Below are 18,620 nucleotides of genomic sequence, written 5' to 3' on the forward strand. Positions count from 1 at the left end.
CCCGCATGGGTATCCATGCCGATTCATGAATCGGTTTCATGAGCCCATTCAAGGTACGCCGTCTAGTCAGAAGGCGGCCCAGCGCGTAGGGTGCGGGACCGCCGTTCACTGCCTCCTGGCCCACCATGACGACACTCAAGATCAACGACCAGCCGCTCAGCACGAGCGTGCCGGACGAAACCCCGCTGCTGTGGGTGCTACGCGATGAGTTCCGGCTCACCGGCACCAAATTCGGATGCGGCATGGCGCTGTGTGGTGCCTGCACCGTTCACATCAACGGCCAGGCCACACGCGCCTGCCTGACGCCGGTGGGGTCCACCGTCGGCCAGACGGTGCACACCATCGAGCACATGGACAACGACAAGGTCGGCCGCGTGGTGCAGCAGGCCTGGGTGGACCTGAATGTGGCGCAATGCGGCTACTGCCAGGCCGGCCAGATCATGAGCGCGGTGGCGCTCCTGAAGGAGCGCCCCAAACCGACGGACCGCCAGATCGACGACGCCATGAGCGGCAACATCTGCCGCTGCGGTACCTACCCGCGCATCCGCGCGGCCATCCAGCTGGCCTCGCGCCGTCTTGCAGGAGAGAAGGCATGACGACCTTCGACAAGGATCTGGCCGACACCGGCCTGCGCCGCCGCCAACTGCTGCAACTGTCCGCCACCCCCTTTTTACTGGGCATCGGCCTGGACGCCGGGGCGCAAGCCGCCGCCCCGCAGAAATTCGGCGCGGACTCCATGCCGGGCGGCACGGTGGACCAGCCGTCGGTCTTTGTGAGCATTGCAGCCGACGGCACCGTGACCCTCATCGCCCACCGCGCTGAAATGGGCACCGGCGTTCGCACCAGCCTGCCGATGGTGGTGGCCGACGAGATGGAAGCCCGCTGGGACCGCGTCACCGTGGTCCAGGCCCCGGCGGATGAAGCCCGTTATGGCAACCAGAATGTAGACGGCTCCCGTAGCGTGCGCCACTTCTTTGCGCCCATGCGCCGCGTGGGCGCCGCCGCCCGCCAGATGCTGGAAGCGGCGGCTGCCGCCCAGTGGGCGGTACCGGTGAGCGAAGTGAAGGCCGTGCAGCATGAAGTGCTGCATGTGCCCAGCGGCCGTCGGCTCGGTTTTGGTGAACTGGCCGCAACGGCAGCACAGCAGCCGGTGCCCGTCAGCGAGCAGCTGAAGCTCAAGCGCCCGCAGGATTGGCGCTACATCGGCAAGGGCAAGACGACCGGCATCGATCAGGCCGCCATTGCCCGTGGGCAGGCCCAGTACGGCATGGATGCGGTCCTGCCCGGCATGGTCTTCGCGGTGGTGGCGCGCCCGCCGGTGGTGGGGGGACGGCTCAAGAGCGCCGATACGGAAGCGGCCCTCAAGGTACCGGGTGTCCTCAAGGTGGTGGAGATTCCGGGGTTCCAGGGGGCGCCGATGTTCCAGCCGCTGGGGGGTCTGGCCGTGGTGGCCCGGAACACCTGGGCCGCCACCCAAGGGCGCGCCGCATTGAATCCGCAATGGGACGACGGCCCCAACGGCAGTTATGACTCCGTGGCGTTCCGCCGCTTGCAGGAGAAGGCCGTGCAATCCCCGGGCACGGTCTATCGCAACAATGGCGATGCCGTGCAGGTGCTGGCGGCGGCACCGGCCACACGCCGCTTCAGTGCCGACTACTTCGTGCCCCACCTCGCCCATGCCACCATGGAGCCCCCCGTGGCGACGGCGCTGGTGAACACCACGGGCTGCGAAATCTGGACCTCGGTGCAAAACCCGCAGGCCGCGCTGGATGGCGTGGCGGGCGCACTCAAGCTGAAGCCGCAACAGGTGAAGGTGAACGTGCTGCTGCTGGGCGGTGGTTTCGGCCGCAAGTCCAAGCCGGACTATGTGACCGAAGCGGCGCTGGTGGCGCAGGCCATGGCCGGGACGCCGGTCAAACTGGTCTGGACTCGCGAGGACGACATCCATCACGGCTATTACCACGCGGTCTCGCTGGACCATCTGGAAGCCGCTGTCCAAGCGAACGGCCTGACGGAAGCCTGGCTGCATCGCACTGCGGCACCCACCATCACGTCGCTGTTTGCGCCGGGTGCCAAAGCGGCAGCACCGTTTGAAACCGGCATGTCCGCCACCAACATGCCCTTTGCGGTGCCGAATGTGCGCATCGAACGGGCCGAGGTGCCCGCCCATGCCCGCATCGGCTGGTTCCGCTCGGTGGCCAACATTCCGCATGTGTTTGCCACGCAGAGCTTTGTGAATGAGCTGGCCCATGCGGCGAAGCAGGATCCCCTGCAGTACGCCCTGGCACTGCTGGGGCCGGATCGCAAGATCGATCCCACCACGCTGAACGACAGCTTCAACTACAGCGAATCGCCGCTCGACTATCCGATCGACATTGCCCGTATGCGGGCGGTCATCCAGGCCGCTGCCCGGGGGGCACGCTGGGGCCGCAAGCTGCCCAAGGGCCATGGGCTGGGGCTGGCCTTTGCCTACAGCTTTGTCACCTACACCGCAACCGTGGTGGAAGTGGCCGTGGACGCCAAGGGCGAGCTGACGGTGGTGTCGGTGGACATGGCGCTGGACTGCGGCCCGCAGGTCAATCCGGAACGCATCCGTGCGCAGATGGAGGGGGGTGCCATCATGGGCCTCTCATTGGCGATGACCGGTGAGATCACCTTTGAGAAGGGCCGGGTGCAGCAGAGCAACTATCACGACTATGAAGTGCTCCGCCACGCCCAGGCCCCCAAGATCATCCGCACCCACCTGGTGGGTGGTGATCCCAGCCTGCCGCCCGGCGGCGTGGGTGAGCCGCCGGTGCCCCCGGTGGCGCCAGCGCTGACCAATGCCATCTTCGCGGCCACCGGCAAGCGCATCCGCTCGCTGCCGCTGCGCGATCAGTTGAGCCGCCAGCCGGCTTGATCCGGCAGACCGGGCGGCTGTGGTTTCGGGCCGCTGCAGTTAAGGACCGCTAACTCCGATACCGCAGCGCGTCCACCACCACGGTCATCGCCCGGGACGATGCACGTCGGCTGGGATAGTAGGCGTGCAGGCCCGGAAAGGTGGGGCACCAGTGCTCCATCACGCTCACCAGTGTCCCGTTGTCCACATGGTGCTGCACCAGTTCCAGCGGCACAAAAGCGAGTCCGGCGCCGCCGAGGGCGGCGTTGATCATCTGGTAGACGCCGTTGAAGACGCATCGGCCCTCCACCCGCGCCTGGAGATCCCGCTGGCCATCACTCAGTTCCCAGGCGTAGATGCCACCGCTGGAGGTGAGCCGCAGCGTGATGCAGTCATGCGTCAGCAGGTCCTGCGGGGTACGCGGGACCTCGCGGCCCTGGAAATAGTCTGGACGGGCGACGATGCACATGCGGATGTCCGGACTGATGCGCACGGCCACCATGTCCTTCTCCACCTGGTCACCGTGGCGCACCCCGATGTCAAAGCGGTCCGCCACGATGTCTGCCAGCCCATAGTCCACGATCAACTCGACCTTCAGGTCCGGGTACTGCGGCAGGATGGGGGAGAGACGCGGCCAGATGTAGTGGTCGATGGCGAAATCGATGGCGGTGATGCGGATGGTTCCCGCCGGTTTGTCACGCAGCTCACCGACGGCCCGCATCTCTTGCTCAATTTCCTCAAAACGCGGGCCGACCGTGCTGATCAAGCGCTCACCCGCTTCGGTAGGCGCGACGCTGCGGGTGGTGCGCGTGAGCAGCCGCACGCCCATGCGCGTCTCCAGGCTCTTCATGGCATGGCTCAGCGCGGATTGGGAAATGCCCAGCTTGGCCGCAGCACGGGTGAAGCTCCGCTCGCGGGCGACGGCAATCAGGTAGAGCAGATCTTGGAGGTTCTCGCGCATCAGCGATGAATGGGGCTCATGGGGACGGCTCGATTCTTTCATGGCCGAGGGCGGACCGAACAGGCGGCACGCGACTCAGGTCAGCGACGAATCCATCCGAGGCAGGCAGTGTCAATCTTGGCGCCTGCGCGGACCGTGAGCGTCGGCAGTCGCTCCGTGCTGCCGTCCACAGGCCAGTAGCGCAGATCCTGGCTGCCTTCTTCGGTCTTCACCTTCAAGAGGATTTCCTTTGAAGTGTCCCCGCCGTAGATGGACCAACCCTGCAGAGTCATGCCGTCCCGAAGTCCTGCCCGATAGGCGGGACCGTCCACCACCACACCGGTCGCCTGGCGCGTGGGTGACGACATGGACTTCACGTCGAATCCCGGCACCCAGCGCGGCACCGCATCCCAACCAAGCGTGAAACAAGGCCCGGCGAGACCTTCCTCCAGATCGAAGCTGCGCCCCTCGTCGATGACGGTGAGCACCTGTTGGCGGGGCCCTGGCCCCAATCGCTCCGAGAGGGCTGCCAGCACCCGCTCGCGCGCGGGTCGCGCCTGGGTGGCTTCCGCCTGGCTCAGGATCAGGCTTCGCAACACACCGTCCAACCCGGCAGCGTCCTTCAATCGCAATTCGCGGTCCCACGCCATGGCCAGCAGTTCACCGCGGGCATACATCTGCCTGCCGGTGTCGCGGTCGCTGAAAAAGCGGGGCGCAATCTTGTCTGCGGGTGCTTGGCGCGCCGGTGACCGCCAATAGGTGCGCAGCATGCGGGTGAGTTGCGCCGCGTAACGGTCCAGGGTCCACAGGCCATCGGCCAGCAGGAGGCGATGGGCGTAGTAATCGGTGAACCCCTCGGACAGCCAATAGTGACGCGCCACCTGCTCGGCCCCGCCCGTCTCCGGTCCGCCCAGCCGATGGGGCAGCCATTGGTGCAGGTTTTCATGGCCGATCAGGAATTCGAAGCTTTCGCTGTTGGGTCCGAAGTCCTTGCCCACATGGAGCACAGCCGCCTGGCGGACGAGGGTGCCGCCATAGTTGGCCACACTGTTGTTGGGGGTGCGAACCACCGTCTGCTGGGGGGATTGGGCCTCGCCCCAGAACCGTCGGTGCGTTTCCAGGAGTCCACTGACGCGGTCGGCGAAGCTTGAGTCATCCAGCCCCAGACGGCCTCGGCTGGCGGTGATGACCGGGCCACCGGCCACCGTCCGTGGCACCACGCGCCATCCTGGGCCGCCCGCATAAAAGGCATGGCGCAGGACCGCGTGGGAGCCTGTCAGTGTCGCTGCCGCCTGGGCTTGCGTGGTGCCATTGAAATAGCTTCCCAGCAGCGGTCCGGATCGATCCGCAGGCTGGACCAAGGTGACACACATCCGGCCGCTGCGGGTGTCATCCCAAGCCTCCACACTGGGAAAGACGCCATATCCGAAGAACTGGAACCAGTTGTTGCCTATCTGTGTCCGGTACAAATCGTCCTGCTGTTGCACCTTCTCGTCGTCGGGAGCTGGCAAGGCGGCACGGACCTGATAGCTGACACGGACGCTTCCCTCAGGGGCGTGCTCCACCTTCCATCGATAGGGCTCGGGTGTGCCCTCCACCTTGACGCCACGACCTTGTTCTGTTGATGGCGTCAGGAACGCGCTGAAGTCCTTGACACCCGCCCACTCCGGCTGCATGCGCAACCAGCTTTCGCGTTTTCCCTCTGCGGGAAATGTCACCACCACATCCAGACGCCGAGGGCTGCTGTCGTATTGCGGGGTCACGCGGTAATGAATGTCGCATTGATCGTCGGCGAAGGCGGACGACGTGACAAAGGGCAGGATGAGCAGCGGGAGGATGAATCGCAGCATCTCTGAGATGCTAGGGGCAGTCTGGTGCAAGGGATAGGCGGGGCAACCCCAAGCCAGGATGGCGATGAATGGCCCCAACACTGCAACGTTGATTGGCGAGCAATTCAGGAAGCCAAGACCCTTCTGGATCGCACCACCAATGAATGAATTGTGAAATTGACCGGGTACTCTCTTAGTGAAATCGTGAATATGAAAAGTCGATCAACTCGATTGATGGACTGGTGATGGACTCATAGACTGCATATCGCTGAATCTCCATTCAGCCTCTTCGCGCACCGGCCGCAGATGTTCGGGCCCGAGGAGACCCTAAGGAGGAAGACATTGAAAGAGTTCATCATCACTGCAGCGCCGGTGGGCGCTGTACCACGACACGTTCGTCCATCCGAGCCCAAATTCATTCCAGACGTCATCATTGAATCGCTGACGTCCGCAGACAGCCGTCAGTCCATCATCGACGCTTTAACAAGCGGGGGCTGGGAGCGTATTGGATCCGGCGGCATCGGTATAGGACAAGCGGCATTCGTCGGCGACGACCTCCTGCGCGCGGCTGGGCCGCATGACGCCATTCGAAAGGAACTCCTGGAGCAGGGCTGGTCCAGAGTCAAAGGAGGGTTTCAGCTCTTTGGACAACGATCTGCCGAACCAGGCCATCCCGGGCCGATCAGACTGCCGCCTCAGTTGCTCAGCGCCGCCTCGACCCCAGGAACACGTTCGATCGTACTGAGCCTGACGGCGCAAGGATGGTCCGCAAGCGACACCGATGGACTCGTCTGGACACAAGGAAGCCCGGAGTCCTACCTGCCACCGGACCTTGTTGCTCACCTCGTGGCGGCTGGTCCGGACCTCCTTCAAGCCTGGCTGGATGCGGGCTGGCAGCGCCTGGGCCCTGGCTACTGGCGAAACACGCTCGCGGCCTCGCCCTATTTGCCGGTGGAGCCATCGGACATTGTGCAGAGCTGCGTGGAGGCTGTCAGAGAGGGGGCGGCCATTCTGCACCTGCATACCCGCGACCGAAGCGCCACAGAACTTCGTCTTCCAGGCTTTGGCGCCAGCATTTCGGTGAGTTCACAGCGCAATCACATTGATGAAGCGCAGTACGACGAGATCATTCCCCGACTTCACGATCTCGTCCCTCATGCCATCCTGAACGTTTCAACCAGCGTTCGTGGGGGAGGATCCGCGTCCTCCAGCCCATCCCGTCGATCCCACTTGAAACCTTACGGGCCGCGATCGACGTATCCGGACATGTCTTCCCTGAGCCCCGGCGCTGTGGTGTTTCAGGCGGGAGGCGGCTACGACAACCTGCCCGAATTCCTGCAGGCACAGTTGCAGCACGGGCGAGACACGGGTGTTCGCCCCGAAGTGGAAGTCTTCAACGGCAGCATTCTTGAAGCGGCCACTGGCCCCTATCGGGATGTTCTTGTTGCCGCTGGCGTTCCCACCTTGTTCATGTTGGTCGCGGGTGTGGATCAACATGGTGTGACAGCGCAGGGCGAGCTGTATGACGATTCCCTGATTCCTGTGAAGGAACGCAAGGAGGCGGTGCGCCTGCTGGCGAATGGTGACCCGGCGTCCATTGAAGAAGCCGGCCACCTCCTTTCGGAGCGTCTCCGCCCCGTTGTCGCGCGCATTCGAGGAGCCTTCTCCTCCGCCAAGATCTCGATCCTCCTGCCCGGCGCCCTGCAGGCGGTGCTGGTGCCAGTGGCGATTGCGCTGGACCTGGACGGCATCCGGGTTGGTCTTGAAGATGGGCTGAATGTCGAGGACAGTCGCGTACCCGGCGGTGTGCGACGCGCCACCACGGCGGAGCAAGTCCGTCAGCTCAGGTGCGCGATTGAACGGGCGGGGGCACGTGTGCTGTCGCCAGAAGAAGCGCGTGAGCAACTGAACATGGTGCAGCCAGACATCGCCCTGTGGCGTGCGGTGGTCCAGCGCCTCGCGCCCTTGGCACCAGCGGGTGATGGCAGGTTTCGCGCCCCCGCCCAGCAGGTCATCGATGTGCTTGCAGATCTGCGTGGCGCTTACCTCGTGCGGGAGGAGAAGCTGGCGCAGGCGTTCGCCGCAGCAAGCGCCCGTGTTGCTCTGGACACGGACCCCCACGGGGCAAGGCGACTCGCCGACCAGGCCACCCTGCTGATCCGTGAACATGGCCTGTATGCCCGGCTTTTCATTGAAGAACGCGACCGATACCCAGCGGAGGGTGCTCGCGCCTTTGAAGACGTCTACCGCCTTCAGGCCCTGAACTTCGCACGCGAGGTCCTGATTGATCACAAGCTGCCGAATCAGCACTGGACTCAGGCTTTGAAGGCCCTGGCGCACGAACGCGGACTGCATGACGAGGCCTACCTCATCAAGGAAGATCAGTTCAAGGGAGCGTCGCTGCGCTTCCTGGAATACCTGACCCACCTCTCCAGCAGGTACAACGCCGATCGCACGGTGGTGATCAACACGCAGATTCGACAAGAGGCCGGGTATAGCGAGACCATGGCGCTTCTATTTGGCGCCATCAACCAGATGGCGGTCGCTCTGCGCCACCGGAGTGAGGCCGATCCCAAGCAGGCCGGGCTGTCCATCCATCAATGGGCGGATGGCGGCGAAATCAGGGACATGGATGCCGCTACGGCGCTGACGGCCATTGAACGAGGGGCTTGGGTGGTGCTGCCCAGCACACCCACCACCCACTATTCGGGAGGCCTCAGGCTGTCGCACGGGCTCACGTCGACATTTGGCGCTTTCCTGAGAGACAAGGTGTACGGCCCAGGCACTGCGCCAGACGTCATTGGCATCACCCATACCGGGCAGGAGGAAGATGGACAGCCTCTGATTGAGTCGGCCATGCTCAACAACCGCTTCGCGTTGAACACCGCCCACCATGAACACGTCCTCTCGGTCGCAGCCCGATTGATCTATGAGCAATTGATGCTTCCCCGGCTCGTTGAGCAGCCGGACCTGCTGGATCGATGGCCCTCCGGGTTGGTCCGGCGTGATGAAGACGGGCATCCGTTGAATCAGGATGGAACCCTCGCCTCCCGGCTGAGCTTTCAGGCACTGGAGGCCCTGCGCAACGTCAGGTTCCTGGCACACAGTTCAGGCATCGCCACCATTCAGCAGATCGACACCGGCATGCGGCGCGACCTCCCGAAATTGGGTTACTCCGCCGTGGAGCAGGAGGAGATCTTTGGACGCGCCGTGGTGATCTCATTGGCTTCGGCATGTGATGTTCAACTCGGCGTATCCGGCACCGGCACGGTAGACATCACCGCGTACAACGACATCCGAAGTGTCGGCGGAACCACAACACCCGACTATGTGGCGATTCCGCCTTCTCTCCGCCAAACGCTGGCGCAACTGATGGCGACGCAGGTGCCTGCAACCTACCGGTATGGCGATTCGCACTGGTCGCTGCAGCGCGGGCCGAAACGGAAGCTTCTCTTGCGCCGCCTGCATGTCCTGCTGCGGGAGGACCCGGTCCGGCTTCATGACGGTCACTCCATTCGACGCTACCTTGAGGGCGCGCCGGATGAGGTTCTGGCGCTGCTGACTGAACTGGCAGCCGCGCACCCCACGGCCAGGCTGGATCTATTGATTCGGCATCACATCGGCAGGCTCGGATCCGCTGTCTGAGCGCCCCTTCCTGAATTGTCGACACAGGAGGTGTCATGCAGAGCATTGCCGTGATTGGTGCCGGGTGCAGCGGCACCCTGGTGGTCCAGCAACTCATCCGTCGACTGGACCCGGGTCGACGTGTGAAGATCCTTTGGTTCGGGGATGAGGAGCGCTTTGGTCCGGGTCTCCCTTACGGGGCCAGGACCAATGACGAGGCATTTCTTTTGAACATGAAGTCCACCTTGCTGGGTGTGGAGAAAGACGGCCCTCTGAGCTTCGACCCCTGGTTGCTCCGCTGCGGTGACGCGCCAGCGCACCAGGGGCCCGGTGCTCCCTCAGAAAGATATGTTCCACGGCTCAAGATGGGTGACTATCTCGCCGAGATAGCGGCGGAACTGCAGGCCGCATGCCGACGGTCTGGCCATGAGCTTTTGACGATCAGCGCGTCGGTATCGCGGGTGCGACGCCAGGGCCAAGGATTCAGGGTGGAAGCCACCGTGTCCGGTCGGCCTCAGCAATGGATGGCCGACAAGATCGTGCTCGCGCTGGGGCATCCCAGAAAGGCGACGCCATTCGACGCCCCCGGTCGTTACTTCGCCAATCCGTATCACGACCTTGCCGCTCTGAAAGCGGCTGTTCAGCCGGGCGATCGCATCGGCATTCTGGGGACCAAACTGACTGGCGTGGATATGGCGCTCCTGATGGATCGATTGGGGGCGGGGCACATTGCGATGTATTCCAACTCCGGGCGGCTTCCTCTGGTCAGGGGTTTCATTCCGACGGAGGACGATGCACCTGGGCTGGACCGCCCTCCTCACCTGCGCTCCCTGCGGGACTTTCTGGCCTGGTTCCGGCGCGCGCGCGCATGGGAGCACGACTACGTGGGACTCTTCTCGGAAGGCGATCCCATCAAGCGCCTTGAATTGGAGCTGGCAGCCGCACAAGGTGCGCGACCGTGGCAAATGCTGCTCGATAGCACCAAACACTGGATTGATGCCTTCTGGTCCGACCTGCACGACACACAGAAGCGGAAGTTCCTGCGGAAGTACCAAGGGATGTGGATGAGCTATCGGCACCCCATGCCCAGGGAGAATGCTATGCGACTCCTCGCCCTGCTCAAGAGCGGTCGCCTGACCGTTCACCGTGGCTATAAATCGACCACGCCTAACAAAACGACGGGCGTGGAGGGGTTCCGGATTCATTTGTCCCAAGGCGACCTGGACGTGGATCGGGTCATTGACGCGACGGGCCATGCGGGAAACCTCGCTCGCCTGGACTGCCCGCTGCTCGAAAGCCTCATTGATGAGGGGTTCGTTCGTCAACACCCGGCAGGAGGGTTGAGCATCCAGCCCCACACCATGGAGCTCACCGGTCAGCGCGATTTGTATGCGCTGGGCCCGCTGACCCAGGGCCCGCTGTTTTACGTTTCCGCGATCGAGCGTCTTGCGTCCCATGCCGATACGATTGCCGTCCAATTGCTGGCAGAACCCGAGTCGCCCCCCATTCACAGGGCTGGGCTCCCGGCGCTGGCATGAGCAGGGGCTTCATGCAGGCCGCGTGGCATGTTCGGTTTGGTAGTGCGGTTTCGTGATGCGGTTTAACTGCCGCGTCCTCAAAGAAGAGAAGGTATGGATCAACTCACCGTTGTTGTGATTGGCGCCATCTGCGCCGGTTTTGTTCAAGGGCTGTCGGGCTTTGCATTCGGCCTCACCGCCATGTCGTTCTGGGCATGGTCGCTGGATCCAAAGACTGCGGCCACGCTGGCGGTCTTCGGCGCGCTGACAGGTCAGCTCATTGCCGCCGTGACCGTGCGCCGCGGATTCGACTGGAAGCGCCTGGCCCCGTTTCTGATGGGTGGGCTGGTCGGCATCCCGATTGGCGTGGCGATCCTGCCGGCGATCAATATCCAGGTCTTTAAAGCCATCCTCGGCGGTTTTCTGGTGATCTGGTGCCCAGCGATGCTGCTGGCGCAGCGGCTGCCCCGGATCACCCATGGCGGACGCCTCGCTGATGCAGTGATTGGCGGTATTGGGGGGGTGATGGGCGGGTTGGGCGGCTTCACGGGCACGGTGCCCACCCTCTGGTGCACGCTGCGTGGACTCCCAAAAGACGAGCAGCGCTCCATCATCCAGAATTTCAATTTGTCGGCGCTCCTGGTGACCATGGCGGTCTACCTGTCCCAGGGCCTCGTGACACGTGAGGTGGTGCCGCTGTTTGCCATCGTTGCGCCTGCGATGGTGGTGCCGACGCTGCTGGGAAACAAGCTCTATATCGGGATCTCCGAGGCGCGCTTTCGCCAGCTGGTGCTGGCCTTGCTGACCTGCTCAGGCGTGGCGTTGCTGGTGTCGTCGATTCCTGTATTGGTGCGGTAGTGGGCGCCACAGGTCAGCATGTGGCCCGCAGGCCATTGATCCTCCATTGATCCTGCAAGCCACCGCTTTTCATGGCCCGCTGAGCCGCGGAGAACCTGCTGGGGGCTGAACCGTGAACAGGCGCACTCAAGCGACGCAACAGAGTGTGTCCTTTGTATTCAAACGGCAGGGAAACGCCCGTGAAACGCCTTGCTCAGGCATCATCCGGGCAACTTCCGTGCCTGAGCCCAATTCCGGGACCCACAGACGTCGCGCGGAGCCTCTTTATCCCGACCGCTCGCGGCGTAGTCATGAACACCGACCCTCTTCTTACCGACCCTGCAACCCGCTCACGACGAGCGGGTCGCAAGCGCTCGCCCAGGAAGACGGAAGCGGTCGCCCCACACCGGGCCAGACTGCTGCCCGTTGGTGCGCAGCCCGTTCTGGCGGCCAGCCTGGTGGTGGAAGTGTCGGGCCGCGGCCATGGTGACCAGCCCGCCACGGGCTGGGTCATGCTCCGGTTCTCTCTGGCCCGCTGCCTGGTGCTGACCGGCGCACTGGAAGGCGATGCGCGCGAGGTGGCCCTGCGTTCCGGCGTCAAGCAGGTCAGCGCCTCGCTGACGCGCCGCGTCCGCTGGGTCCTGCGGCGCTTGAATGGCGGCCTGCTGACCCTCACGGCCCTGTCGGTCCGTGGCGGGCACCCCCTGTATCGCTCGCTCCCCATGCCCGAGGACCGCTTCAAGGCCATGATGCGCCCCGGTTGCGTGTCGTCTGGCCCCTTGGAGCAGGTCATCAACGAGAGCGTCTTTTATGGGCGCTCGCCCGCCGAGTTGCACGCCCTCTTCCAGCGCGACATGACTCGGCGCTCGGCGCCGGTGTCGCGCGAGATGCCTCCGGCCATTGGTCGACGGGTCTCCGCCGTTCGCAACAGCCGGCCCATGACGGTCCGCGCATCCGCGTCACGGGGGCAGCGCCCGCTGCGCGCCCGCGAGCTGCGGCGCTCGGCCATTTCCCTGTCCGTCTGCGCCGCTATTGCCACCACGGCGCCGGTGCATTACGCCTCCGCAGCCGCGTACGCCAGCACCGTCACTCGCAGCGGCCCGACCGACGGCGTCTTTGCCCCCAGCACAGACGCTGAGGGCCGGCTGGTTTACACGCTGCAGCGGAGCGACAAGCTCTTCTCCTCGTCGGGCCCTTGGCCCAAGCTTCCCGGCGTGACGCTCAACGGTGCCACCCTGCCGGTCATTCCGCATGCGGCCAGCCAATCCGGCGCGCTGCAGAACGATCGTGGCCGCATAGGGCTCAACGGCCAGGAGACCCGGTCCAACAGGGCCAGCCATTGGGCCATGACGGATACCGACGGTCAGACGCCAGCGGAATCAGGCGCTTCGGAAGGGTTGTCGCCAGATTCACTCGTGTTGTCGGGCTCACCGGCCACAGCCGCTGCGGACGCCTCGCCTGCCGAGGTCGTACTGACCGCCGGCGAAGCCCTGGACGCCATGCGCAATCTCGTGTTGAGAACCTCCAATTGGACGGCGGGCAACGTCTCGAACTCGGCCAGTCGCACCGATGAAGCAGCCCGCCATGTCTGGGCCACGCCGATGGCCAGCCACGACCGGACCCACACCAGTGGTGGCCGTCAATACCGTCAGAACGTCACGGCGGTCAATGTGGGCGGAGACTGGCAGGTCGGACAAGTGGGCAACGGGACCGTCCGTGCTGGCGTCAGCCTGACGCAGGGCCATGTGGAAGACGCCTATGCGCGCGGGAATGGCATGGCGAATCTGACGTCGGTGAACGGACATGTCAGCGTCAGGACGAAGACGGGCGCCTATCTCGCCGGCAGCGTCGGCGCTGCCTCGGTGCGCGCCGTCTACGACGCCTCCAGCCTGGAGCAGAGCGTCAGCAGCGGCAAGTTCCGCATGAGTGCCGCGACCGCCAGCCTGGAAGGCGGGAAGCCGTTTGAACTGGCGCGGGGACTGACACTGGAACCTTCCGCCTCGGTGGTGGGCGCGGTGCTGTTCAAGGACAGCGACGTCACGACAGCGGGGGTTCTGATCGAGACCCGCCGCACGTCGTTTGGCCAGGCCAAGGCCGGCCTGACGCTGCGGCACATGGGCACGAATGACACGCTGACCCATCAGGTGTATGTACGCGCCTCGGCATTAAAGGGCTTCGGAACGAATCCCTCGGTGCATGCCAGCAAGGACGGCGACGTGATAGGTACCCAGGCGGTGGTGGGGCGGCACGCCGGCCACGAAGAGGCGCTAGGCGCCTCCATCGGCTTGGGCCGTCGCAAGGCACTGGCCCTCAGCCTGGAAGCCGGCCATCAAAAGATCAGCGGCTCCACCTCCGGGTGGTCCGGAATGGTGAACGTGTCCTTCCGTTGGTAGGGAAAGAGCGGCTCTTTCAGCCCTCGTGGCAGGCGTCGTGTCAGCCACTGTCATCGCCCGCCCCAACGTCGGCTCTACAGCCTCGGCCGACCATCGCCAACCGCAGCGACCCAAGCCATTGATACCGAGGCATTAACGCCCCGCATTCAATGCAGAGTCGTCCGTCTTTCGAAGCCGTTCGAATGGATGGGCTTGCTGCCTGAGTGGATCAGCTTTCTACCTGAGGCCGTGGCGACCACCTCAAGACTGCCCGGCCACGCAAATCGATTAACAGCGATTCAATTGCACGTCAACTGAAACTGTTTACATATTTGCAGTCATTGTGCGATCACCATAATCGATCGTTCAGGGAAGGAAGCAGCACCAGACGTAGTGCACGCTCGCTCGGCAACAACGCCGGGGACCACCGCCACGACGCTACACAACAGCATCGTGGCACACGGTGCATTGACTGCACCTCCCGTTTTCGTGACGTGATCGTCCTCGCAGAGGCTGCTCAGGCAGCCCGGGCATTTGCCCCTATGCCGAGCGCAGGACGAACCCCCTCGTTTCCGACAGTGTGCACAACGGTTGTGACGATTCGATGACGGTTTCCTTTCAAGACCAGCCAGATCAAAAAATTGCCGTGGTGGCCATGTCTGGCCGATTTCCGGAGGCCGACTCGGTTGACGCGCTTTGGGAGCTTCTCAAGTCCGGTCATGAAGCCGGTCAGGAGTTCTCGGTCGACCAGCTCGAAGCTGTCGGCTTCCCCAGAGCCGTGGCCGAACGCGCGGACTTCGTGCGGCGCCGTCCCCTCCTGAACCACTTCGACCAGTTTGATGCCGGCTTCTTTGGCTTCACCCCGCTGGAGGCCGAGGCGCTGGACCCTCAATTGCGCCTGCTTTTGCAATCCGGCTATCACGCGCTGGAAGAGGCGGGGGGCCTGGGTCGCGTCCAGCGACTGCGCACCGGGACGTTTGTGGGGCTGCGACAAAGCCGCTATCTCGATGAGCATCTGATGGCCAGCCCTCGGCACGGCAACGCGCTGGGTTATGACTACATGCAGATGATCAACCGCAAGGATTCAGCTGCCACCTTACTGTCCTACAAGCTGGATCTCGGCGGCCCTGCGATCAGCGTCAATACGGCCTGCTCCACCTCACTGCTCGCCGTCCATTTGGCTTGCGGCCAGCTCTTGTCCTATGAGTGCGACCTCGCACTGGCGGGAGGCGCGGCCATTGCGGCTTTTGGCCCCGACGGCATCCCTTACGTGCCGGGTGGCATCTTGTCCAAGGACGGCAGGTGCCGTCCATTCAGTGCAGATGCGGACGGCACCATTGACGGTTCTGCTGTGGCCATCGTTGCTCTGAAACGATATGAAGACGCCCTGCGGGACGGCAATCGCATTCATGCCGTGATCCTGGCCAGCGCTGCCAATAATGACGGTGCCGACAAAGTGGGCTACACCGCCCCCAGCGTTGGCGGCCAGGCGCGGGTCATTACCGAAGCCCTGGGCCTCTCCGGTATTTCACCGGACACCATCGGCTACCTCGAAGCGCACGGCACTGGCACCCGCCTGGGCGACCCCATCGAAATCCGCGCACTCACGCAGGTCTATCGCAACCATACCGAGCGGCGTGCCTATTGCCACCTCGGGTCCATCAAGGCGAATGTCGGTCACCTCGGCGCGGCCGCCGGTGTGACGGGTCTCATCAAGGCCGCCCTGGTGGTCCGCGAGGGTGTGATCCCCCCGCTGGTGAATTTCACGAAGGCCAACCCTGCATTGAATCTCGACAGCTCGCCTTTCGTGATTCCAACCGAAGCGACCCTCTGGCCGCCACAGGGCACCCCGCGCCGAGCGGCGGTCAGCAGCTTCGGCATTGGTGGCACCAACGTGCATGCCATCCTGGAAGCAGGCCCCGCCCCCACTCCTGCAGCTCCGGCATCCGCACTGTCGGGCACCATCGAACTCTGCCTGCTGTCGGCCAGGAGCCGCGAAGCGGTCCAGGCCAATGCCGAATCCGTGGCCGCACATTTGAAGGGGACATCGTCCACTCGCCTGGACGATCTCGCCGTGACGCTCGCCGAGAGCCGCAGCCACATGCCTTGGCGTCGCTTCGACGTGGTGGACAGTGTGGATGCGCTGTCCGATCGATGGGCCCACGCCGCCCCGCTGCTGTGCGAGCCGCCGCGCACAAGGCGCAGACTGGCCTTCCTGTTTCCCGGGCAAGGCTCGCAGCACGGGGCCATGGCCATGGGTCTGTACGCCCGTTGGCAACCCTTCCGAAAGAACTTCGACGAGATCTCGGCGCTGATATCGCGCCATGCCGGCATTGACCTGGCAGCGATGATCCGCACCAACGACGATGCCGCCCTCAGGCAGACAGCGGTGGCACAGCCCGCCCTGTTCGCGGTCAGCGTGGCCCTGGCGCGTACCTGGCAGGCGCTCGGTGTGACGCCGGATGTGTTGCTGGGTCACAGCGTGGGTGAAATCGCTGCCGGCTGCGTGGCGGGCATCTTCTCCCTGGAGGACGCAGCCCGCCTCGTCTGCGCACGTGGCCGTCTGATGCAGGCGGCGGCCCCCGGCACCATGCTGGCTGTCAGCCTGGACGCCACCGCCCTGGCCCGACATCTCTCCGGAGACGGCGATTTCACCCACATCGAGACGGCGGTCGTCAACGGTCGCACAGCGTGTGTCGCGGCCGGGCCAGCGGCCGAGGTGGAGCGGCTGCAACAGCATCTCTCCCGCGCAGGCGTGCACACCCGAGCCCTGCACACCTCACATGCCTTCCACACCCAAGCGATGGACGCGGCTGCCCAGGCCCTGGCCGAAGTCGCTCGCGCGATTGACCTGCAGCCCTGCCGCATCCCGGTCATCTCCAGCGTCACGGGAACGGTATTGACCGATGAGCAGGCCTGCTCGCCGCTCTACTGGGCACAAGCCGTTCGCCAGCCTGTCAATTTTCTGGGCGGTCTCGAGGCGCTTCAGGCCCAGGGCATCGACCTTTCACTGGAAGTCGGCCCCGGAAATACCTTGTCTTCGCTGGTCCGCCAGGATGGCTGGCCTTGGCATGCGGTCACTTCGCTTCCCCATCCGTCGATGGCGGCGAAAGAACCCTCCGGACACGCCGACGTCCGCACCTTTCTGCGAGCTGCCGGTGAGCTCTGGGCCCACGCCATACCCATTGATACCGACGTCTTGATGTCACGCCGTGAGGGCTATCGCCAAGCGCACCTGCCGGGGTATGCCTTCGACAGGCATCGGCACTGGGTCGAGGCCGGTCGTCCGGCTGGCGCCGGAACGGCAGCGGCGTCCGAGTCGCATCAGGCCCAGACGCCCTGGCGACGGGCCCTGCTCAGCCCGATCACGCTTACCACAGTGACGCCACCCGCTGGCTCGGTGCATCTGCACTGGAATGGCACGCCCACGGCGGACATGACCGCGATCCCCAACGTCGAGGGGGTGGCCGATGCACAGCTGGCCGACTGGGTGGCTCACCATACCGACCAGCCCGTCGAGGCAGCCGTATTGGCCCCCCCGGCGCCCTCCGAACCGCCAGGCGTGCCCCACCTGTGGGCGGACTTCGACTGCCCCGCCAATCGCCAGGCGTTATCCCGGATCGTGGGCAAAGCGGGTCTGCCGCGCAAGCTCCTCCTGCTCGACGGCAAGCCGTTCACCCTCCTGCTGGACCGCGTCCCCCACCTTGGTGGAGCCCCACGCCTGCGCGTGAGTCAGGTCGCGGGAATTCCCCCGCAATGGTGGCCAGCCGACGAAGGCGCACCGCTCGCGCCCGAGACCCCAACCCCAGGATCGACACCATTGAACCTGGTCAGGCTCTTCGGCCCTGCCTCGATGGTCGCCACCACCCTGCAAGGACTGATACCCAACGACGCTGCCTGGCTGCTGCTGGACGAGCCCGATCTACCGCCGGTGGAGCGACTGCAACGGCTCAGCACCGCACGCAGCGCCCTGGCCGCAGCCGGCATCACGCAGACGACCTGGCTTGTGCTCCAAGGGGATGGCCTCACCCTCACGTCGGAAGCGCTGGCCCGCCTGCTGGCCACCTGTGCGGCCCCGCTCGATGGGAGCACCTACGTGGCTGCCATGTCGATGTTGGCCTCCGCCGACTCGTCTTGCCCACGCACCGAAGACCTATCCAAGGACCTCAAGATGAATGAAGCCTCCGTGACCGGGACTGAACTGGAAGACACCAAGAGCGACGTCAGCTCGACGATTCGTTCAATCTGGGCCCGCGTACTGGGCAAGTCCGACATCGGCCTGGACGACAACTTCTTCGAGCTCGGTGGCAATTCGCTCTGGGCCCTCCAGATCGTGAGTCAGGTCAACACCGAGTTCGGCTGCGACCTCCACCTGTCTGAACTCCTGAACTCGGCCACCGTGAACACGTTGTCCGCGCTGGTCGAACAACGCCTGCTGGGCACGGTGGATGACGCGGAGCTGCAGGCCTTGTTGAGTGAATTGGGCGATGTGTCGGAGGAAGACGTCCGCCGCATGTTGGCCGACATGGCGGCTGCCCCGGCAGACGGCAGCGCCGACGTCCCGGTTCGCGGCGAGCACGCCGACACCGCAGCAACGCTCAAGGCCTGATCGACACCATCCGT

General features: G+C 64.5%; 9 protein-coding genes. 7 read left to right on the forward strand and 2 right to left on the reverse strand.

Translation table 11 applies throughout. The features are described from left to right. Positions 1–125: 125 nt before the first annotated feature. Both OU995_RS26745 and OU995_RS26750 read left to right on the forward strand, forming a co-directional pair. Entirely contained in the window at positions 126–596 is a 471-nt protein-coding gene (locus OU995_RS26745; protein WP_267833194.1) for a (2Fe-2S)-binding protein, read from the forward strand. Then, entirely contained in the window at positions 593–2,899 is a 2,307-nt protein-coding gene (locus OU995_RS26750; protein WP_267833195.1) for a xanthine dehydrogenase family protein molybdopterin-binding subunit, read from the forward strand. The genes OU995_RS26745 and OU995_RS26750 overlap by 4 nt, the downstream gene beginning before the upstream one ends. 49 nt (positions 2,900–2,948) lie before the next feature. Here the strand turns inward: OU995_RS26750 and OU995_RS26755 are convergent, their stop codons facing one another. Then, positions 2,949–3,842 carry a LysR family transcriptional regulator gene (locus OU995_RS26755; protein ID WP_267836397.1) on the reverse strand — a complete coding sequence of 298 codons (894 nt, stop codon included), beginning with the start codon at positions 3,840–3,842 and terminating at the stop codon, positions 2,949–2,951. A gap of 77 nt (positions 3,843–3,919) precedes the next feature. Next, positions 3,920–5,668, reverse strand: coding sequence for a hypothetical protein (locus OU995_RS26760; protein WP_267833196.1), 1,749 nt, complete (start codon positions 5,666–5,668; stop codon positions 3,920–3,922). A gap of 321 nt (positions 5,669–5,989) precedes the next feature. Here OU995_RS26760 and OU995_RS26765 point away from each other — a divergent pair, with 321 nt between their 5' ends. The 5 genes from OU995_RS26765 to OU995_RS26785 all read left to right on the forward strand — a co-directional run bounded on the left by OU995_RS26765 (position 5,990) and on the right by OU995_RS26785 (position 18,606). Further along, on the forward strand, positions 5,990–9,292 hold the full coding sequence (locus OU995_RS26765) for a 3-keto-5-aminohexanoate cleavage protein (RefSeq protein WP_267833197.1): 3,303 nt from the start codon (positions 5,990–5,992) through the stop codon (positions 9,290–9,292). Positions 9,293–9,327: 35 nt separating this feature from the next. Next, positions 9,328–10,809 (forward strand): FAD/NAD(P)-binding protein, encoded by a 1,482-nt coding sequence (locus OU995_RS26770; RefSeq protein WP_267833198.1) that lies wholly within the window; start codon positions 9,328–9,330, stop codon positions 10,807–10,809. Between the two features lie 93 nt (positions 10,810–10,902). Continuing rightward, complete coding sequence (locus OU995_RS26775) at positions 10,903–11,646, forward strand: sulfite exporter TauE/SafE family protein (protein ID WP_267833199.1); 744 nt, start codon at positions 10,903–10,905, stop codon at positions 11,644–11,646. Between the two features lie 290 nt (positions 11,647–11,936). Continuing rightward, a complete protein-coding gene (locus tag OU995_RS26780; RefSeq protein WP_267833200.1) occupies positions 11,937–14,018 on the forward strand; it encodes an autotransporter outer membrane beta-barrel domain-containing protein in 2,082 nt (693 codons plus the stop codon). Between the two features lie 583 nt (positions 14,019–14,601). After that, the gene (locus OU995_RS26785) at positions 14,602–18,606 is read left to right on the forward strand and encodes a type I polyketide synthase (protein ID WP_267833201.1); all 4,005 of its coding nucleotides are present in this window, start codon (positions 14,602–14,604) and stop codon (positions 18,604–18,606) included. Positions 18,607–18,620 lie beyond the last annotated feature (14 nt).

The organism is Roseateles sp. SL47, from assembly GCF_026625885.1.
Taxonomy (GTDB): domain Bacteria; phylum Pseudomonadota; class Gammaproteobacteria; order Burkholderiales; family Burkholderiaceae_C; genus Roseateles.

Excerpts from the sequence above, each read along its gene's own strand:
- OU995_RS26745 (WP_267833194.1), top strand. The coding sequence starts at position 126 with ATGACGACACTCAAGATCAACGACCAGCCGCTCAGCACGAGCGTGCCG.
- OU995_RS26750 (WP_267833195.1), top strand. The coding sequence starts at position 593 with ATGACGACCTTCGACAAGGATCTGGCCGACACCGGCCTGCGCCGCCGC.
- OU995_RS26760 (WP_267833196.1), bottom strand. The coding sequence starts at position 5,668 with ATGCTGCGATTCATCCTCCCGCTGCTCATCCTGCCCTTTGTCACGTCG.
- OU995_RS26770 (WP_267833198.1), top strand. The coding sequence starts at position 9,328 with ATGCAGAGCATTGCCGTGATTGGTGCCGGGTGCAGCGGCACCCTGGTG.
- OU995_RS26775 (WP_267833199.1), top strand. The coding sequence starts at position 10,903 with ATGGATCAACTCACCGTTGTTGTGATTGGCGCCATCTGCGCCGGTTTT.
- OU995_RS26780 (WP_267833200.1), top strand. The coding sequence starts at position 11,937 with ATGAACACCGACCCTCTTCTTACCGACCCTGCAACCCGCTCACGACGA.
- OU995_RS26785 (WP_267833201.1), top strand. The coding sequence starts at position 14,602 with ATGACGGTTTCCTTTCAAGACCAGCCAGATCAAAAAATTGCCGTGGTG.